The organism is Aeromonas sp. MdU4, from assembly GCF_041929505.1.
GTDB lineage: Bacteria > Pseudomonadota > Gammaproteobacteria > Enterobacterales > Aeromonadaceae > Aeromonas.
Genome location: NZ_JBHFMW010000023.1, coordinates 48,244 through 65,571, shown reverse-complemented (window position 1 = coordinate 65,571; position 17,328 = coordinate 48,244). Strand labels below are relative to the sequence as shown.

Annotated in this window: 12 protein-coding genes; 8 read left to right on the top strand and 4 right to left on the bottom strand. The window is 61.6% G+C overall.

Annotated features, from left to right (window positions below; translation table 11 throughout):
* Positions 1-171 precede the first annotated feature (171 nt).
* Positions 172-528 (top strand): hypothetical protein, encoded by a 357-nt coding sequence (locus tag ACE1BR_RS12605; RefSeq protein ID WP_374870754.1) that lies wholly within the window; start codon positions 172-174, stop codon positions 526-528.
* Here the strand turns inward: ACE1BR_RS12605 and ACE1BR_RS12600 are convergent.
* Both ACE1BR_RS12600 and bioA read right to left on the bottom strand, forming a co-directional pair.
* Complete coding sequence (locus ACE1BR_RS12600; RefSeq protein ID WP_374870752.1) at positions 525-1,367, bottom strand: HAMP domain-containing protein; 843 nt, start codon at positions 1,365-1,367, stop codon at positions 525-527. The two genes, ACE1BR_RS12605 and ACE1BR_RS12600, sit on opposite strands and share 4 nt — an antisense overlap.
* A gap of 165 nt (positions 1,368-1,532) precedes the next feature.
* Complete coding sequence (gene bioA / locus ACE1BR_RS12595) at positions 1,533-2,807, bottom strand: adenosylmethionine--8-amino-7-oxononanoate transaminase (protein WP_374870750.1); 1,275 nt, start codon at positions 2,805-2,807, stop codon at positions 1,533-1,535.
* Positions 2,808-3,015: 208 nt separating this feature from the next.
* Between bioA and bioB the strand changes: the two genes are divergently transcribed.
* The 5 genes from bioB to htpX all read left to right on the top strand — a co-directional run bounded on the left by bioB (position 3,016) and on the right by htpX (position 7,831).
* A complete protein-coding gene (bioB, locus tag ACE1BR_RS12590; protein WP_374870748.1) occupies positions 3,016-4,104 on the top strand; it encodes a biotin synthase BioB in 1,089 nt (362 codons plus the stop codon).
* Positions 4,101-5,288 carry an 8-amino-7-oxononanoate synthase gene (gene bioF / locus ACE1BR_RS12585; protein WP_374870746.1) on the top strand — a complete coding sequence of 396 codons (1,188 nt, stop codon included), beginning with the start codon at positions 4,101-4,103 and terminating at the stop codon, positions 5,286-5,288. The genes bioB and bioF overlap by 4 nt, the downstream gene beginning before the upstream one ends.
* 2 nt (positions 5,289-5,290) lie before the next feature.
* Positions 5,291-6,106 carry a malonyl-ACP O-methyltransferase BioC gene (gene bioC / locus ACE1BR_RS12580; RefSeq protein WP_374870744.1) on the top strand — a complete coding sequence of 272 codons (816 nt, stop codon included), beginning with the start codon at positions 5,291-5,293 and terminating at the stop codon, positions 6,104-6,106.
* Positions 6,107-6,167: 61 nt separating this feature from the next.
* Positions 6,168-6,845 (top strand): dethiobiotin synthase, encoded by a 678-nt coding sequence (gene bioD, locus ACE1BR_RS12575; RefSeq protein WP_374870742.1) that lies wholly within the window; start codon positions 6,168-6,170, stop codon positions 6,843-6,845.
* Between the two features lie 113 nt (positions 6,846-6,958).
* Entirely contained in the window at positions 6,959-7,831 is an 873-nt protein-coding gene (htpX, locus tag ACE1BR_RS12570; protein WP_374870740.1) for a protease HtpX, read from the top strand.
* A gap of 76 nt (positions 7,832-7,907) precedes the next feature.
* Here htpX and ACE1BR_RS12565 read toward each other — a convergent pair whose 3' ends face one another.
* Entirely contained in the window at positions 7,908-9,620 is a 1,713-nt protein-coding gene (locus tag ACE1BR_RS12565; protein ID WP_374870738.1) for a methyl-accepting chemotaxis protein, read from the bottom strand.
* A gap of 189 nt (positions 9,621-9,809) precedes the next feature.
* Entirely contained in the window at positions 9,810-11,618 is a 1,809-nt protein-coding gene (locus ACE1BR_RS12560; RefSeq protein ID WP_374870736.1) for an MOSC N-terminal beta barrel domain-containing protein, read from the bottom strand.
* Positions 11,619-12,063: 445 nt separating this feature from the next.
* Here ACE1BR_RS12560 and ACE1BR_RS12555 point away from each other — a divergent pair, with 445 nt between their 5' ends.
* The gene (locus tag ACE1BR_RS12555) at positions 12,064-13,710 is read left to right on the top strand and encodes an NAD(P)-binding protein (protein WP_374870734.1); all 1,647 of its coding nucleotides are present in this window, start codon (positions 12,064-12,066) and stop codon (positions 13,708-13,710) included.
* Positions 13,707-17,282, top strand: a complete 3,576-nt coding sequence (gene nifJ / locus ACE1BR_RS12550) for a pyruvate:ferredoxin (flavodoxin) oxidoreductase (protein WP_374870732.1) — start codon at positions 13,707-13,709, stop codon at positions 17,280-17,282. The genes ACE1BR_RS12555 and nifJ overlap by 4 nt, the downstream gene beginning before the upstream one ends.
* The last annotated feature ends 46 nt before the right edge of the window (positions 17,283-17,328 follow it).

Here is a 17,328-nt window from a genome sequence, read left to right as displayed (position 1 = left end):
CAGCTTGTTCTTGCAGCGCTATTTGCAACATGAGGGAGTCTGGCCAGGGCACAGATGGCCCACCATGGCAGACTAAGCCGTCAATCTTACCCGCGCAGGTTTGATAAACAAGCAAAAATGTCGGACTCTGGTGGGGTTTTCGGCGTGGTTTGCTCAACACGCGTGTTATGGATGCAGGAGAGGCGGGTGAAAGATCGGCGGCATGGGCCCGATTGGCTGACACGGGTGTTGCAGGGGTTGGTGTTGCTCTGCTGGAGCGGTTTTATCGTGCTGCTCTCGCTCTATCACTATGCTCGTCCCGAAGTGGCCTACGGGTTTCTGGTTTATGGCGGTGCCAAGGTGCGGGCCGGATGGGACCCGGTGTTCACCCCCTGGTTGCTGCACGGCCTCTGGGGTTGCTGCCTGTTGACGCTGGTGGCGCTATTCGTCGGCCGCAAACGCCATCGCCGCCGGGAGGACGCCCGTCACGTCCATCTGGCGATCCTGCTGCTTGTGCTTATCTCCAGCCTGCTTTTCTACTATCTCTAGTCTTCTGAGCGCTGCGGCTTGCCCGGCGGGCAGGTCTGCTGATTATCCCGCGTGCCACAGGCAGGGCGCTTGCCCAGCTGGCGCTCCACGCTGTCGAGCATCTGGTTGTAGGCCACGGCCACCCGGCCAATCTCGTCGCCATCATCCCCCTCCAGCCGATGGCCGAAGTCGTGCAGATCGGTGGCCTCCTCCATGGAGCGGGTCAACTGGTTGAGGGGACGCACGATCCAGGTGCGGATGACCCAGAGGGTCAGCAGCAGCCCCAGCCCGAAGATGCCGGTGAGGATCAGTGCCGAGGTGAGGATGTTCTGCTCGACCCGGGTAAAGAGGGTATCGAGGGAGTAGTCGAAGCGCACCGCCCCCAGTACGCTGTTTTCAGGTACCAGATGACAGCTGGTGCAGTCGGTGCCACGAAAATCCTTCCTGGCCAGCAGCGGTCTGGTCACCACCAGGCGGCTGTGCATACCGTTGTGGACCACCTCCAGACTCCCTTTACCTGCCAGTGCCAGCTCATCGTACACATCCTTGCTCTGCTCAGCCGCGCGTCCAGGTCCGTACTGTTTGCTCACCGCGTCGCCACGGACGATGCGGGCATCCTCCACATGGGCGTGGTTGAGAAACTTGGCGCGCAGGGTATCGCGGGCATCCATCTTGCCGGTCAGCATCAACATATTGAGACCGTCGAAATAGGCTTCAGTCTGCTCGCGGCTCTGCTCCTTGATAAGAGTCAGGATGAGATCGCGCTCGCGCACCGCCTGATAAGCGGCAGAGAAGACCAGAACCATGGAGAAGATGAAGAGCAGGAAGAAGTTGATTTTGGCAGCAATGGAGAGGCGCATGAGCAATCTTTCTTGATGGTAAAACCGCAGCAGTTTACCTCTCATAACGACTCAGGTCTGGTGCTTTGTTCACATTCTTGTAAGTAAGAACGATAAAGTTGTCATCGCCATGCATCAAATGCAGGTTGTCAAATGGGCGGCCAAGATGGCCGCCCGCTGTTTGCCTTAAAACTCGCCCTCGGCAATCGCTCGGCTGATGGCGCCGGTCAATACCCGCAGCTCTTCGGGGGTGATGACGAAGGGGGGCATCAGGTAGACCAGTTTGCCAAAGGGGCGGATCCAGGCGCCCAGCTCAACGAATTTGCGCTGGATACGCGCCACATCCACCCGCTCTTTCATCTCCACCACCCCGATGGCGCCGAGCACCCGCACGTCAGCGACTGCCGGGTGGAGGGTCAACTCCACCAGCTCGGTACGCAGTTGGTGTTCGATGGCGCGCACTCTCTCCTGCCACGGCGATGCCAGCAGCAGATCGATGGAGGCGTTGGCCACCGCACAGGCAAGCGGATTGCCCATAAAGGTGGGTCCGTGCATAAAGACCCCCGCCTTGCCGTCACAGATAGTGCGGGCTACATGCTCGGTGGTCAGGGTCGCCGAGAGGGTGAGATAGCCACCGGTGAGCGCCTTGCCCAGACACATGATGTCGGGAGTGATGCCGGCCCAGTCGCAGGCAAACAGCTGGCCGGTACGGCCAAAGCCGGTGGCGATCTCGTCGGCAATCAGCAGCACACCGAACTCGTCGCACAGGGCGCGCACCCACTGCAGGTAGCGGGGATGGTAGAAGCGCATGCCGCCAGCTCCTTGCACGATGGGTTCGAGCACGATGGCGGCGATCTCCTCGTGATGATCGGCTACCAGCGTTGCCAGCTCCACCACGCACTGCTCGTCCCACTCGGCGTGGAAGCGACAGCTCGGGGCTTCGACAAAATGGTGCTCGGGCAGGAACCCCTTGTAGAGCTCGTGCATGCCGCCGTCCGGATCGCAGACGCTCATGGCGCCAAAGGTATCGCCGTGATAACCGCTGCGCAGGGCGACAAATTTGGCTTTTGGGGTGCCCTTGGCGTGCCAGTACTGCTGCGCCATCTTGAGCGCCACTTCCACCGCTACCGAACCGGAATCGGCCAGAAATACCCGATCCAGCCCGGTCGGGGTGATCTCCACCAGCTTGCGGCAGAGCTCGACCGCCGGGGCGTGGGTCAGGCCGCCAAACATCACGTGAGACATCTTGCCGAGCTGGGCGGTGGCCGCAGCGTCCAGTTCCGGCACCTGATAACCGTGCACGCAAGCCCACCAGGAGCTCATGCCATCCACCAGTTCGCGGCCATCGCTGAGGGTGAGGGTCACCCCTTTGGCGCTGGCCACTTCATAGCAGGGCAGGGGATGGGTGAGGGAGGTATAGGGGTGCCAGACGTGGTGCAGGTCGAATTCTTGATTGGTCATTTGTTGTTCTGTTGTCAATTGGTTTGATCTGGTCGGTGTTGACAGTCTACGCGGGCTCTCTACACTAGCCAACAATTTCAGCCACTTGGCTCTGCGCACATCACGATTCGCACGAGCCCAGCGGCGGGTTTTGCGCCCATGCTTTTGCAAAGACCTTTTGCAAGGATGGCGGGCGCAGGATCCCACTAATAACAACCGGAAGCCATGTATGAATGCTCTCACCGCGGGCGGTCACGCCCTTCGTCATGACTGGACGCTTGCCGAGGTTCAGGCCCTGTTTGCTCTGCCATTCAACGATCTGCTGTTTCAGGCCCAGAGCGTCCACCGTACTCATTTTGATCCGAACGAAGTGCAGGTGAGCACCTTGCTCTCCATCAAGACCGGCGCCTGTCCGGAGGATTGCAAATATTGCCCCCAGAGTGCCCGCTATCACACCGGCCTTGAGGCCGAACGGCTGATGGAGGTGGAGAAGGTGCTGGAGCGGGCCCGCGAAGCCAAGGCCAACGGCTCGTCCCGTTTTTGCATGGGGGCCGCCTGGCGCAACCCCAAAGAGAAGGACATGCCCTACATCATCCGGATGATTGAGGAGGTACGTGGGCTTGGTATGGAGACCTGCATGACGCTAGGGATGCTCACCGCCGATCAGGCGGCGCGTCTGGGGGCCGCGGGGCTCGATTACTACAACCACAATCTCGATACCTCGCCGGAGTTTTACGGCGAGATCATCTCCACCCGTACCTATCAGGATCGGCTCGATACGCTGGAGCATGTGCGCGGCGCCGGCATGAAGGTCTGCTCCGGCGGTATCGTCGGCATGGGCGAGCAGGCGAAGGATCGGGCGGGCCTCTTGATGGCACTGGCCAATCTGCCGCGCCACCCGGAGAGCGTGCCCATCAACATGCTGGTCAAGGTGAAGGGGACGCCGCTGGAGAACCAGGAGAACCTCGACCCGTTCGAATTTATCCGCACCATCGCCGTGGCGCGGATCATGATGCCCGCCTCCCACGTGCGCCTCTCTGCCGGGCGGGAGAAGATGAACGAGCAGATGCAGGCGCTGTGCTTTATGGCGGGCGCCAACTCCATCTTCTATGGCTGCAAACTGCTGACCACCCCCAACCCGGACGAGAACAGCGACATGCAACTGTTCAAGCGGCTCGGCATTCGCCCCGCCCAGCGCGCCCAGAAGCCGGATCAGGTTCAAGAAGAGGAGCTGCTGGCAGAGGTGAGCCGTCAGAGCGAGCCTGCCGAGATGTTTTATGACGCCACCCGCCCCCGCGTTGGGGCCGTGCGGTCATGAACGGCCTTGCGGTAACAGGGCCTTTCACATTGGGCGCAGCGCTGGCCGAGCGCAAGCAGGCTGATTTGTTGCGCAACCGCATCGCGACCGACGGGGCGAGTGGCGGGCGCCTCAGGGTAGCGGGGCGCGAATACCTCAACTTTTCCGCCAACGACTATCTGGGGCTGGCGGATCACGGCGCCATCAAAGTTGCCTTTAAAGCGGGGATTGAGCGTTATGGCACGGGTTCCGGCGCCTCACCGCTGGTGACCGGTTACAGCCGCGCTCACCAGCAGCTGGAAGAGACCCTGGCCGAGTGGCTCGGGGTGGAGGCGGTGCTGCTGTTCAACTGCGGCTTTTCCGCCAATCAGGCAGTGCTCAAGGCACTGCTCGGCAAGGAGCATCTGCTGTGGCAGGACAAACTCAACCACGCCTCCCTGCAGGAGATGGGCAGCCAGCTTCCCTGCAAGATGAAGCGCTTTGGCCACAACGATATGGCGGCCCTTGCACGGCAGCTTGAGCCAAATCGCGGACTGATTGTTTCGGAGGGGGTGTTCAGCATGGATGGGGATCAGGCTCCCTGGGCTGAACTTGCAGCATTGGCAGGCCAGAGCGGTAACTGGCTGATGATCGACGATGCCCATGGTCTCGGTGTGTTGGGTCCAGAGGGGCGCGGCACCCTGGCGGCGCAAGGGGTGGAACCCGCCAGCGTGCACATCCAGATGGGCACTTTTGGCAAGGCGCTCGGGGTGGCTGGCGCGTTTGTCGGCGGTAGTCGCGAGCTGGTTGATTATCTGGTCAACTTCGCCCGCCACTATGTCTACAGCACCCATATGCCCGCTGCGCAGGCTTGTGCGGTCAGCAAGAGTATCGAACTGGTGCGTGCCGCCGATGATGCTCGTGCTCATCTTGGTCAGCTGATCGCCCGCTTCCGGCAAGGGGCCGCGGGGTTGGGCTGGCAGCTTGGGGCCAGTGATACCCCCATCCAGCCGCTGCTGGTGGGGGAGAGCAGTGCTGCGCTGCAACTGGCCGAGCGGTTGCGTGAATACGGCGTCTGGGTGAGCGCTATTCGTCCGCCTACGGTGCCGGTCGGTACGGCGCGGCTGCGCATTACCCTGAGTGCCGCTCACCGCGAACAGGATGTGGATCGCCTGCTCGATGCCTTGGGGATCTGCCCTGCAGCGACGACGGTTGGGGGAGGCTAGCCATGGCTGAGCGTTTTCAAACGGTGGACAAGGCGCAGCTCGCTCGCCGTTTCGGCGCGGCAGCTCGTCATTACGATGCCCACGCCCGCTTTCAGCAGGAGGTGGGTCAGGCGCTGCTCGAATTGATGCCGGACAGACCGGTTGGTACTGATCTGACGGTGAGCGGGTTGGATCTGGGCTGCGGTACCGGCTTCTTCTTGCCTACCCTTGCCACGCGCTGCGCCGAGTTGACCGGGCTGGATCTCGCTCCTGGCATGCTGGAGCAGGCGGCCCTGCGGGGCAGCGGCGCCCGGCTGGTGTGTGGTGATGCCGAGCAGTTGCCCTTTGCGGATAACGCGTTCGACTGGGTCTTTTCCAGCCTGGCGCTGCAGTGGTGTGAGCGACCGGCGCAGGCCTTCGCCGAGCTGCTGCGGGTAGTCAAACCCGGCGGCCAGATCTTCTTCGCCACCCTGCTGGACGACTCGCTCTGGCAGTTGCGCGCAGCCTGGCAGCAAGTTGATGGCCGTGCCCATGTCAACCGCTTCCTCAGCCTGCCACAATTGGAGCAGGCGCTCGCTGCTGCAGGCATATCGGCCCCTGAATTGCGCTGCATCACCTGGGAACTCGCCTATCTTGAATTGCCGCAGCTGCTGCGCGATCTCAAGGGGATCGGGGCAAACCAGATCAATGACGAGGGGGCCCGCAGTGCTCCCGCCGGACTGAGTGGCCGTGCCAGATTACAGCGGCTGGCTCAGGCATATGAAGCATTTCGTCAGCCCGATGGCCAGCTGGTGGCCAGCTACCGGGTCTGTCTGGGCCATCTCGGCAAGCCTTGCTGAACCGGCCTGAGTATTACAGGGAAGGGTGCCGCGAGCCCTTTCCTGCCAAGGAGAGTACAGGATGAAATCATTTTTTATTACCGGTACCGATACCGATGTGGGCAAGACGCTGGTGGCGCGCACCCTGTTGCGGGAGCTCAGCGCACAGGGGATCCGCTGCGCCGGTTACAAGCCGGTCTCTGCAGGCTGTGCCCGCACCCCTGAGGGGCTGCGCAACCTCGATGCTGTTCTGTTGCAAGAGGCGGCGAGCTTGCCGCTGCCTTACGAGGTAGTCAATCCGTTTGCTTATGAACCGCCGATCGCGCCCCACATCGCTGCCAGCGAGGCGCGCCAGCCCATTACCATGAAGGGGTTGAGCGGAGGGCTGCGCAAGATCGAGCAGGCGGGTGCCGAGCTTGCCATCGTCGAGGGGGCGGGGGGCTGGTATCTGCCGCTCGACCGGCAGCACCTGCTGTCGGACTGGGTGAAACAGGAGAACATGGCGGTGATTATGGTGGTGGGTGCCAAGCTGGGCTGCCTCAACCATGCGCTCCTTACCTTTGCCGCCATTCGCAACGATCAGTTGCCGGTAGCGGGTTGGGTAATTAATCGGCTCCATGGTTCAATGAGCCATTATCAGGAAAATCTGGACACCCTCAGGGGCCTGCTGCCTGCCCCCTTCCTCGGTGAAATTCCGTTTATAAACAATCCACTTGAGGCCAATTTGCAAGGGCGTCTCGATATCTCGCCGCTCCTGTAACTGCATATTCAGCGAACATTCATCGACGCTCCCTAGAATGTCGACATTAACATGACTAGGTGGGGATCCCGAGTGATCCCCGGTCATGTCTCTTATCTTCACAAGGAGTTTATATGAAGCGAATTATGCTATTCCTGGTGACCAACCTGGCCGTCATGCTGGTGCTGGGGGTGGTGCTCAATATCCTGTTCTCGGTTCTGGGGATCAACAAGTCCAGCATTTCCGGCCTGTTGGTGTTCTGTGCCGTGTTCGGTTTTGGCGGTTCCTTTATCTCCTTGCTGATGTCCAAGTGGATGGCCAAGCGCAGCTATGGCGTCCAGGTCATCGAGCAACCCCGTAACGAGACCGAACACTGGCTGGTGAGCACTGTGGCCCGTCAGGCCCGTGAAGCGGGGATCCAGATGCCGGAAGTGGGGATCTACGACTCTCCCGAGATGAACGCGTTTGCTACCGGTGCCCGCCGTGACGACTCGCTGGTGGCTGTCTCCTCCGGCCTGCTCTACAGCATGAGCCGTGACGAGGCTGAAGCGGTGCTGGCCCACGAGGTGAGCCACGTAGCCAACGGTGACATGGTGACTCTGACCCTGATCCAGGGGGTAGTGAACACCTTCGTGATGTTCTTTGCCCGCATCGTGGCCGGCGTTATCAGCAACTTCTTCAGCTCCAACAATGATGAAGAGAGCAGCAGCAGTGGCGGTTTTGCCTACATGATCACCGTGTTTGTGCTGGAGATGCTGTTCGGTATTCTGGCCTCCATCATCGTCATGTGGTTCAGCCGTCAGCGCGAGTTCCGTGCCGATGCCGGTGCCGCCAAGCTGGCCGGTCGTGACAAGATGATTGCCGCCCTTGAGCGCCTCTCTCGCGGTGCCGAGCCGCAGTTGGAAGGCTCCATGATGGCATTTGGTATCAACGGCAAGCGCTCCATGAGCGAGCTGTTCATGAGCCACCCGCCCATCGAGCAGCGCATCGCCGCCCTGCGTGGTTGATGGATGCTCAATTGCAGGGGTAACCCCGCATAAAAAACGGCTGCCTTCGGGCAGCCGTTTTGCTTTGCAGCGTTTTTTAAAGTTTGAAGTGCCCCATCTCCTGGCGCAGCACCCGTGACAGTTGCTTGAGCTTGGCCGCCTCTTGCGACACATGGCGGGCGGCATCCCCCGACTGCTCGGAGAGGGAGGTGATGTTGCCCACGGTGGAGACCACCTCGTTGGCGGCGGTGGATTGCTCGCGCAGAGTGTGGCTGATCTCCCCCATCAGGCCGGTGAGGTTGGAGGCGTGACTCTGGATACTGGCAATAGCCTCACCGGTCTGGTTGGCCAGCGTCACCCCGCGGGAGACGTTGTTGACCGTATTCTCCATGCTGCGGATGGAGGCATCCGCCCCGCTCTGGATCTTGCTGATCATGCCGGTGATCTGCTGGGTTGAGGCCGCTGAGCGGCTGGCCAGATTGCGCACCTCGTCGGCGACTACTGCAAAGCCGCGCCCTTGTTCACCCGCCCGCGCCGCTTCAATGGCCGCGTTGAGGGCCAGCAGGTTGGTCTGATCGGCGATACCGCGGATCACTCCGATGATCTCCGAAATCTGCTGGGTATGACCGTTGAGCTCGGAGATGGTGCTGGCCGCCTCGCCTACTGTGGTGGAGATATGCTCGATGCTACCGAGAGTCTCTTTAATGACGCCGGAACCCTCCTCCAGGGTGTTGGCGGAGACCTTGCTGAGCTCGTCGGCATGGGTGGCGTTGTCGGAGAGGTGGCTGATGCTCACTACCAGCTCCTCGATGGCGGCGGCCATGGTCTGGGTGCTGCTCTGCTGGGAGGTGGCGAACCGGGCGGTCTGCTCGGCGATCTGGGCGATGCTGTCGGCAGAGTCGGACAACTCTTCGGTGGAGTGGGAGACCTTGGCGATGATCCCTTTCAGGGTAGTCTGCATGCTGCCGAGCAGGCCGATCAGACTCTCTTTCGATCCTTGCGGTACCTTGATGGGGCGCGAGAAGTCCCCTTCTGCCAGCAGATGGAGATCGGTCTTGAGCTGTTCGACCGAGGTGCCCACCAGATCGAGCAGGGAGCGATAGGTGCGCCAGAGGAAGAACATCAGAACCAGACCAAGGGCAATAAAGAGATAGCGCAGCATATCGGTAGTGGCGATGGCGCTCTCGACCGCCTCCTGGTTGCGTCCTTCCATCATCACGTAGAAGTCATCGATGGGGGACATGATACGCCCCTTGTTCTGGTGATAGGCCTTGTCATGCATCATGGCGATGGCCTTTTGCTGGTTGGCAACCAGGTCACCATCCGTCTGCTGCACCAGCTTGAACGCGGCGACCTCGGTGTTGACCAGCGCATCCGAGTTGTTTTTGGCCTCATTGAGCTTGGCGAGCTCCGCGTCGGTGAAACCGGCATCTTTCATCAGATCGATCAGACCGCGGCGAACATTGCTGTCGGGGCGTGGATTTTGGCCGTTGGCGGCGACAAAGTCCCAGTAGATACGGTTATAACCTTCGGGTCTGGGCTGTTCGCCGTTGCGAATGGCCAGGATCCGCATGTATTGCTGCTCGTAGGCGGGATCCTTGGTGATGACGTAAGTGCGGCCGAGTCGGGTCAGGTCATCGGAGGATTGGCGCAGCTCATCGGCCAGCAGGTAGGAGACATATTGTTGTTGATAGCTCTCTTCCAGCTGTTTCCCGGCCCAGCTGTAGGCGAAAAAAACCAGTGACAGCAGGATCAGGGTGATGACGGATAGCAACAGGTTGAGCTGAAAGGCGGGCTTGTTCTGTTCCATGGTGGAGCGTCCTTATTCTCATCAGGGGGCGTCTTGTGGCGCATTGCCAAGTTGATGGCTGGCAAGGCTTTTTGCCCTGAGAGTATAGGAAGGAAACACGGTTTTTCCGGTAGGAGAGGACGAAAAGGGAAGGATTCAACCGAATAAAGTTACCAAAATATGACCGGGGTCAACTCCCCGGTCTTCTGGTTAGCGCGGCTCGATCACCAGATCGGTCAGTGGCACCGCGCAGCAGGTGAGGATCTTGCCCTCGGCTCGCTCGGCGGCGCTGATGGCGGGGGCATCGGGGTGGTCGACCTCACCGGAAACCAGTGTCTGCTTGCAACTGCCGCAGATCCCGGCGCGGCAGCTCCAGGGCAGCTCCATCCCCTGCTTGCTGGCCTGATCGAGGATGGTGCCCTGATTGTTGCCGACAAACTCCCGCTCGCCGATGCGTAGCTGCACCGCCTGATGAGCGCGGGAAACCGAGAGAATGGCGCCGCCAAAGCTTTCCTGCTTGATGCGTGCGGCAGGTACGCCACGGGTTGCCACTTTTGCCGCCGCGTCGGCCATAAAGCCGTGGGGGCCGCAGATAAAGACCTCCCGTCCGGCCAACCCTTTGACCAGCGCGAGATGTTCATCGCCAAGCCGCCCTTTCTGCCCCTGCCAGTGGCTGTCCGGCTGGCTCAGGATAATCGTGAGGGTCATTCCCTGCTGCGCCATGGCGTGCAGCTCGCTGGCGGCGGGAATATCCGCTTCGCTGCGGCACAGGTGCATAAAGTGCACGTCGTCGAGTTCATCCCGCAGCTGCAAGGTGCGGGCGATGGACAACATGGGGGTGACGCCAGAGCCTGCCGAGAGCAGCAACAGCGAGCGCTCGGAGCCAAGGTGAAATTCGCCGGTGGGAGTGGCGGCCAGCAGTCGGTCACCTACCTGCATCTGCTGGTGCAGCCAGTGGGAGATGCGACCGCCCCCCACTTTCTTGACGCTGATGCTGCAGCGCTCCGGCAGCTCCGGCGTGGAGCTCAGGGTATAGCACCGTTGAATGCGCTCGTTATTGATATCGAGGCTGATGGGCAGATGCTGGCCCGGCAAATAGTCGGGCAGGGGCTCGCCATCGGCGGCTTCGAACCAGAAGGTCTCCAGATCCCGCGCCAGCGGTTCACGGGCCACACAGACCAGCTCGCGCTTTTTCGGCGCGGCGTTGGGATAAACAGGGGGGCGCGTAGTCTCCAGTACCTCGATCTCGCTGCCCGCCTCGATCCACCCTTCATTCAGCGCGATCAGGTTCTGGCCAAAGTAAACCTCGCCATTCTCGCCGCGCCGATAGCGGGTGAGGGTCGCCAGCGGCTCTTTCAGGGCGTTGAAGCGATCGGTTCCCGCCTCCACCGTGGTCATGATGCAGCGGCTACAGGGCTTGGCGACCCGAAATTCTACCTCACCGATACGGATGCGCACCCAGCTGTCCTCCTCGAAGGGGCGGGTGTCGCTTGCCACCAGATTGGTGCGAAACTGGCTCATCTGGTGCAGCGCATCGGAGCGCAGATTGAGGTCATCCAGCGAGGCTTGGCTGATCAGCAGCAGGGGATAGCCATCGGCAAAGCTGACCCGGGTGCCGGTTTTCTCGCGAAAACGGTCGGACTCTTCCCCGAGCCAGAGCAGCTGGACCTGCTCGCCAGCCACCCGGCTCAGCCACTCATCCGCTTTCGGGTCGGTGTGCAGGGCGGTGAAGCGGTCGCCCCAGACGCCGGTGAGCTGTGGTGTGAGGTTGAAGTTGCGCTCAAGCAGGGTGAGCGGCAGCAAGCCCGGATAGACCAACTGCAATCCCCCGGCGATGGGGGTGGTCACTACCTGTTGCAACCGGGGGTGAGTGCGGGCGGTGATAAAGGTGCCGTCAGGCTCGACCACCATGTAGCGGCGATCCCCTGTGAGCCCCTCCTGGGTGACCTGGGCGCGGGGGCGGGAGATACCTGCGGTCGATTTGATGGGGTAGAGCTGAATGCTGTCTAGCCTTGGCATCTTCGTATCCTTGAGAAGTGGCTCTGTGGCCAGGGAAAAGAGGAACATAACGGTTCCCTGGCGAGGGGGCAATCCCTCTGCCCTCTCTCTACCCAGAGGGGCAGAAAGGTCCTCATACATGCAGTTTTTTTTGAAAAAAAGTGGCGCTGTTCTACCGGCTGGTCAGGTTTTCCTGCACTTGACTGCAAGCTTGGTGAGAGAAGGGCTGGAGTCAACCGGGAAAGATGTTACCCCGGTCACGTTCTGCTCCAAACGGCTCATTAAATGCAACATTTTTTGATCCTGATTCGCAAAACAGTATAAAAAAACAGCCATTATCAGGTCAGTTGCCACTTTCTAACGCTTTCGTTTCTTCCTCATCCGGCCACCGTCAGCCTCGGTTAAACGGTTTGCAAGTGCCATCGGGTGGGGCCGTCACACAAAAACAAAAAGAAGAAAGCACTGTATGAGCAAACAACTAGATATGACTCCTTTGCCGGATCTTTCCCAGAAAACGGGAACAGGCCCGGTACGTACTCGGCTACCCGTTTGGCGGCCGGCTCTGCCACCCTGTAATCATGCCTGCCCGGCCGGAGAAAATATTCAGGCCTGGCTCTCTCTGGCACAGGCTGGCCGCTTCGAAGCGGCGTGGCAGACTTTGATCGAAGAAAATCCGCTGCCTGCCATTCATGGCCGGGTCTGCTATCACCCCTGCGAGAGCGCCTGCAACCGCGGGCAGGTTGATGACGCCGTCTCCATTCACGCCATCGAACGTTTCCTTGGTGACGAGGCGCTGGCCAAGGGCTGGTTGCCTGCCCCGCCAGCTCCTGCCAGCGGCAAGAAGGTGCTGGTGATCGGTGCAGGCCCCTCCGGCCTCTCTTGTGCCTGGCACCTCAACCGGCTTGGCCATCAGGTGGAGATCCGCGAAGCGGGCCCGCTGGCTGGCGGCATGCTGCGCTTTGGTATTCCCGCTTACCGCTTGCCTCGCGACGTGCTGGATCGGGAGGTGGCCCGCATCGTGGCCGCCGGAGTGACCCTCACCCTCAACCACAAGGTGGAGAACGTGCTGCGCGAGCGCGACGAGGGGGGTTTTGATGCCGTCTTTATGGCGATTGGCGCCCATCTGGCCAAGCGGGTCGATATTCCGGCGCGGGAAGCGGGCAAGATCCTCGATGCGGTGAGCTTCCTCGAGCAGGCCAGTCTGGCCGAGGAGCGGGGCTTGCCACCGCCCAAACTGGGACGGCGGGTCGCGATCTACGGCGGCGGTAACACCGCCATGGACGCAGCCCGTACTGCTCGCCGCCTCGGGGTTGAAGAGGCGATGATCATCTATCGCCGCGACCGGGACCATATGCCCGCCCACGCCTTTGAAGCCGACGAGGCCGAGGAGGAGGGGATCAAGATCAACTGGTTGCGCAGTATCCGTCAGCTCGACAACACCAGCATTGAAGTCGAGGTGATGGCGCTGGATGCAGAGGGCAAGCCGGTACCCACCGGCAAGTTTGAAACCCTCGAAGCGGACTCCCTCATTCTGGCCCTGGGTCAGGAGGTTGACTTGAGTGTGCTGGAGAGCATCCCCGGGGTGCGGGTCAACAAGGAGGGGGTGGTGCAGGTTGGCGACAACCTGATGACAGATGTCGCCGGGCTGTTTGCGGGTGGTGACATGGTGCCCTCCGAGCGCACCGTCACCATCGCCACCGGTCATGGCAAGAAGGCAGCGCGCCACATGGATGCCTGGCTGCGCGGTCGCCACTTCCAGAAGATGCTCTCTTATCCGCTGGTTGGGCCGGAGCAGTTGCAACTCTGGTTCCAGACCCATGCCCCTGCCAGCAGTCAGCCGGTCAAACCGGCTTCGGCGCGGGACGACTTTGGCGAGATCATCGGCGGTCTGGATGAAGTGGCTGCCCGTTATGAGGCGGCCCGCTGTTACTCCTGCGGCAACTGCTTTGAGTGTGACGGCTGCTATGGCAGCTGCCCCGAGCAGGCTATCGAGAAGCTGGGACCGGGTTTGGGTTATCAGGTCGATGCGCAGCGTTGCACCGGTTGCGGTGCCTGTCACGACCAATGCCCTTGCCACGCTATCGAGTTGCGCCAACCAGAGGAGTCCCTATGAAACATGAATTGATCATGGTCGACGGCAACGAAGCCGCGGCCCGGGTGGCGTATCAACTGAGCGAAGTGTGTGCCATCTACCCCATTACCCCGAGCTCGACCATGGCCGAGCTGGCTGATGCCTGGGCTGATGAAAGACAAACCAACCTGTGGGGCAATATCCCCACCGTGGTGGAGATGCAGAGTGAAGGGGGGGCGGCCGGTACGGTACACGGCGCCCTGCAGGCGGGGGCGCTGGCCACCACCTTCACTGCCAGCCAGGGGCTGATGTTGATGCTGCCCAACATGTACAAGATCGCAGGCGAGCTGACCTCGGCGGTGTTCCATGTGGCGGCCCGCTCGTTGGCGGCGCAGGGGCTGTCGATTTTTGGTGACCATCAGGACGTGATGGCGGCGCGCAGCACCGGTTTTGCCATGCTTGCCTCCGGCTCGGTGCAGGAGGCGCAGGATTTGGCGCTGGTTGCCCACAGCGTCACCTTGCAATGCCGGGTGCCTTTTATCCACTTCTTCGACGGTTTTCGCACCTCCCACGAGGTGAACAAGATCACCGCGCTGCACAAGGATGAAATTCGTGCCCTGATCGACAACGACTGGGTACGGGCTCACCGTGCCCGGGCCCTTAACCCGGATCATCCGGTGATGCGTGGCACGGCCCAGAACCCGGATACCTATTTCCAGTCCCGCGAGAGCGTCAACCCCTTCTATGAAGCGGTGCCGGCGCGGGTGCAGCAGTGCATGGATAGCCTCGGCGAGCTGACCGGTCGCCACTACCAGCTGGTGGAGTATCACGGGGCGCCGGATGCCACCGACGTCATCGTGCTGATGGGGTCGGGGGCGGCCACCGCCCGCACCACGGTTGATTGGCTCAATAAGCAGGATCGCAAGACCGGAGTGCTGGTTATTCGCCTCTATCGCCCCTTCCCGGTGCAGGCGCTGCTCAATGCGCTGCCCGCGAGCGTGCGCCGCATCGCCGTGCTGGATCGCACCAAAGAGCCGGGTGCGGGCGGTGAGCCGCTGCTGCTGGATGTGCAGAGCGCCCTCATCGACGGCTTGCAGCGCGGCCTAATCAAGCGCCTGCCGTGGCTCAGTGGCGGTCGCTATGGCCTATCCTCCAAAGAGTTCACTCCCGCCATGTGCGCCGCCGTGTTTGAGGAGCTGGCATCCGATGCGCCGCGTCCGCGTTTTACCGTGGGGATCCTGGATGATGTCTCGGGACTGAGCCTTGACTGGCACCCGATTGGTGATCTGGAGCCCGCCAGCCGGGTGCGGGCACTCTTCTTCGGCCTCGGTGCCGATGGCACGGTCGGTGCCAACAAGAACAGCATCAAGATCATCGGCGAGCTGGAAGGCTTCCACGCTCAGGGCTACTTCGTCTACGACTCCAAGAAGTCGGGCTCGCGCACCGTTTCCCACCTGCGCTTTGGCCCCGAGGCGATCGACGCCCCCTGGCTTATCGAACAGGCGAGCTTTATCGGTTGCCACCAATGGGGCTTTGTCGAGTCGGTGGATCTGCTGGAACATGCCGCCGAAGGGGCGACCCTGCTGCTTAATGCTCCCTATGAGGCCGACAAGGTGTGGGGCCAGCTGCCCGAGCGGCTGCGGGCTCGTATCCGCGCCCTCAACATCCAGCTCTATTGCATCGATGGCGATCGGGTGGCCGAGCAAAACGGCATGGGCAATCGCATCAACACCATCATGCAGACCTGCTTCTTCGCGCTGGCCGGGGTGCTGCCGCGGGACGAGGCCATTGCGCTGATCAAGGAGAGCATCGAGAAGAGTTATGCCCGCAAGGGGCCCGAGGTGGTGGCACGTAACTTCGCCGCGGTAGATGACACCCTGGCTCACCTCAACAAGGTGGTGATCCCGGCCGGTGAGGAGCAGATCAGCGACTATCCGTTGCCACTGGCTCCCGGCGGCAGCGAGTTTGTCCAGCGGGTCACCGGCGAGATGCTGGCGGGACGTGGCGATCTGATCCCTGTCTCCATGCTGCCGGTGGATGGTACTTACCCCACCGCCACCAGCCGTTTCGAGAAGCGTGATATCGCCCGCGAGATCCCGATCTGGAATTCGGATATCTGCATCCAGTGCGGCAACTGCGTCTTTGTTTGCCCCCACGCGGCGTTGCGGGCCAAGTTCTACCATCAGGACTGGCTGGCAACCGCCCCCGAGGCGGCTCAGTCGGTGCCCGTCACCGCCCGAGGCTTCCCCGACAGCCGCTACACCTTGCAGCTCTATCCGGAGGATTGCACCGGTTGTGGTCAGTGCGTGCAGGCCTGTCCGGTGCGTGCCGGAGCAGATGAGAGCCATGAGGGCGAGCGTGCCATCGCCATGATGGACAAGGCGCCGCACCTTGCCGGCCAGAAACAGGCGCTGCGCTGGTTCGAGAGCCTGCCGTGGCCTGCTCGCGAGCGGGTGGATTTCTCCACCGTGCGCGGTACCCAGTTCCTCGAACCCCTGTTCGAGTTCTCCGGTGCTTGCGCAGGTTGTGGTGAGACCCCATACCTCAAGCTGCTGACCCAGCTGTTTGGTGACCGCATGCTGGTGGCCAACGCGACCGGTTGCTCTTCCATCTACGGCGGCAACCTGCCGACCACCCCCTGGGCCAAGAATGGCGAAGGGAAGGGGCCAGCCTGGTCCAACTCCCTGTTTGAGGACAACGCCGAGTTCGGCTTTGGCTTCCGTCTCACTGCCGATCAGCATCACGGTCAGGCGGTGGCAGCTCTCGAGGCGATGAAGGGAGAGCTTGGGGAGACGCTGGTCGATACCCTGGTGAATGCGCCGCAGCGGCTGGAGTCGGAGATCCGTGCCCAGCGGGGCAGGGTGGCCCAAGTGCGGGAGCGGTTGGAAGAGGTGCGCTCTGGCAAGGCCAAAGAACTGCTGTCGCTCATCGATCAGCTGGTGCGCCGCTCGGTTTGGATCATCGGTGGCGATGGCTGGGCTTATGACATCGGCTCATCGGGTCTCGATCACGTGCTCGCCTCCGGGCGCGATGTGAACGTGCTGGTGATGGATACTGAGGTTTACTCCAACACCGGTGGCCAGATGTCGAAATCGACGCCGCTCGGTGCTGTCGCCAAGTTCGCGGCGGGGGGCAAGACGCTGGCCAAGAAGGATGTGGCGTTGCAGGCCATCTCCTACGGCAACGTCTATGTTGCTCGCATCGCCTTTGGTGCCAACCCGCAGCAGGCGCTGCAAGCGTTGCGTGAAGCCGAAGCCTATCCGGGCCCGTCGCTGATCATCGCCTATAGCCACTGTATCGCCCACGGCATCGATATGGAGCAGGGGTTGACCCAGCAAAAACGCGCGGTTGCCTCCGGTCACTGGCCGTTGATGCGCTACAACCCGGTACTGCGTAGCGCGGGGCAGAACCCCTTCAGCCTCGACAGTCTGCGTCCCTCCATTCCGCTTGCCACATATCGCCAAGAGGAGACCCGTTATCGGGTGCTGGCCCAGAGCCATCCGGAGGAGGCCGAACGGCTGATGCAGGTGGCACAGAAGGTAGCCTTGCAGAAGTGGGCCACCTACGAGGAGATGGCTACCCGTGAGGCCAGCCATTTCCATCCGCCGGTGTGAGGATGGCGTGAGTGAAATATAACCAAGCGGGCCAATGGCCCGCTTT

What these genes read in the sequence shown, in the direction of transcription:
- ACE1BR_RS12605 (WP_374870754.1), top strand. Translation starts at nt 172, where the DNA reads ATGCAGGAGAGGCGGGTGAAAGATCGGCGGCATGGGCCCGATTGGCTG.
- ACE1BR_RS12600 (WP_374870752.1), bottom strand. Translation starts at nt 1,367, where the DNA reads ATGCGCCTCTCCATTGCTGCCAAAATCAACTTCTTCCTGCTCTTCATC.
- bioA (WP_374870750.1), bottom strand. Translation starts at nt 2,807, where the DNA reads ATGACCAATCAAGAATTCGACCTGCACCACGTCTGGCACCCCTATACC.
- bioB (WP_374870748.1), top strand. Translation starts at nt 3,016, where the DNA reads ATGAATGCTCTCACCGCGGGCGGTCACGCCCTTCGTCATGACTGGACG.
- bioF (WP_374870746.1), top strand. Translation starts at nt 4,101, where the DNA reads ATGAACGGCCTTGCGGTAACAGGGCCTTTCACATTGGGCGCAGCGCTG.
- bioC (WP_374870744.1), top strand. Translation starts at nt 5,291, where the DNA reads ATGGCTGAGCGTTTTCAAACGGTGGACAAGGCGCAGCTCGCTCGCCGT.
- bioD (WP_374870742.1), top strand. Translation starts at nt 6,168, where the DNA reads ATGAAATCATTTTTTATTACCGGTACCGATACCGATGTGGGCAAGACG.
- htpX (WP_374870740.1), top strand. Translation starts at nt 6,959, where the DNA reads ATGAAGCGAATTATGCTATTCCTGGTGACCAACCTGGCCGTCATGCTG.
- ACE1BR_RS12565 (WP_374870738.1), bottom strand. Translation starts at nt 9,620, where the DNA reads ATGGAACAGAACAAGCCCGCCTTTCAGCTCAACCTGTTGCTATCCGTC.
- ACE1BR_RS12560 (WP_374870736.1), bottom strand. Translation starts at nt 11,618, where the DNA reads ATGCCAAGGCTAGACAGCATTCAGCTCTACCCCATCAAATCGACCGCA.
- ACE1BR_RS12555 (WP_374870734.1), top strand. Translation starts at nt 12,064, where the DNA reads ATGAGCAAACAACTAGATATGACTCCTTTGCCGGATCTTTCCCAGAAA.
- nifJ (WP_374870732.1), top strand. Translation starts at nt 13,707, where the DNA reads ATGAAACATGAATTGATCATGGTCGACGGCAACGAAGCCGCGGCCCGG.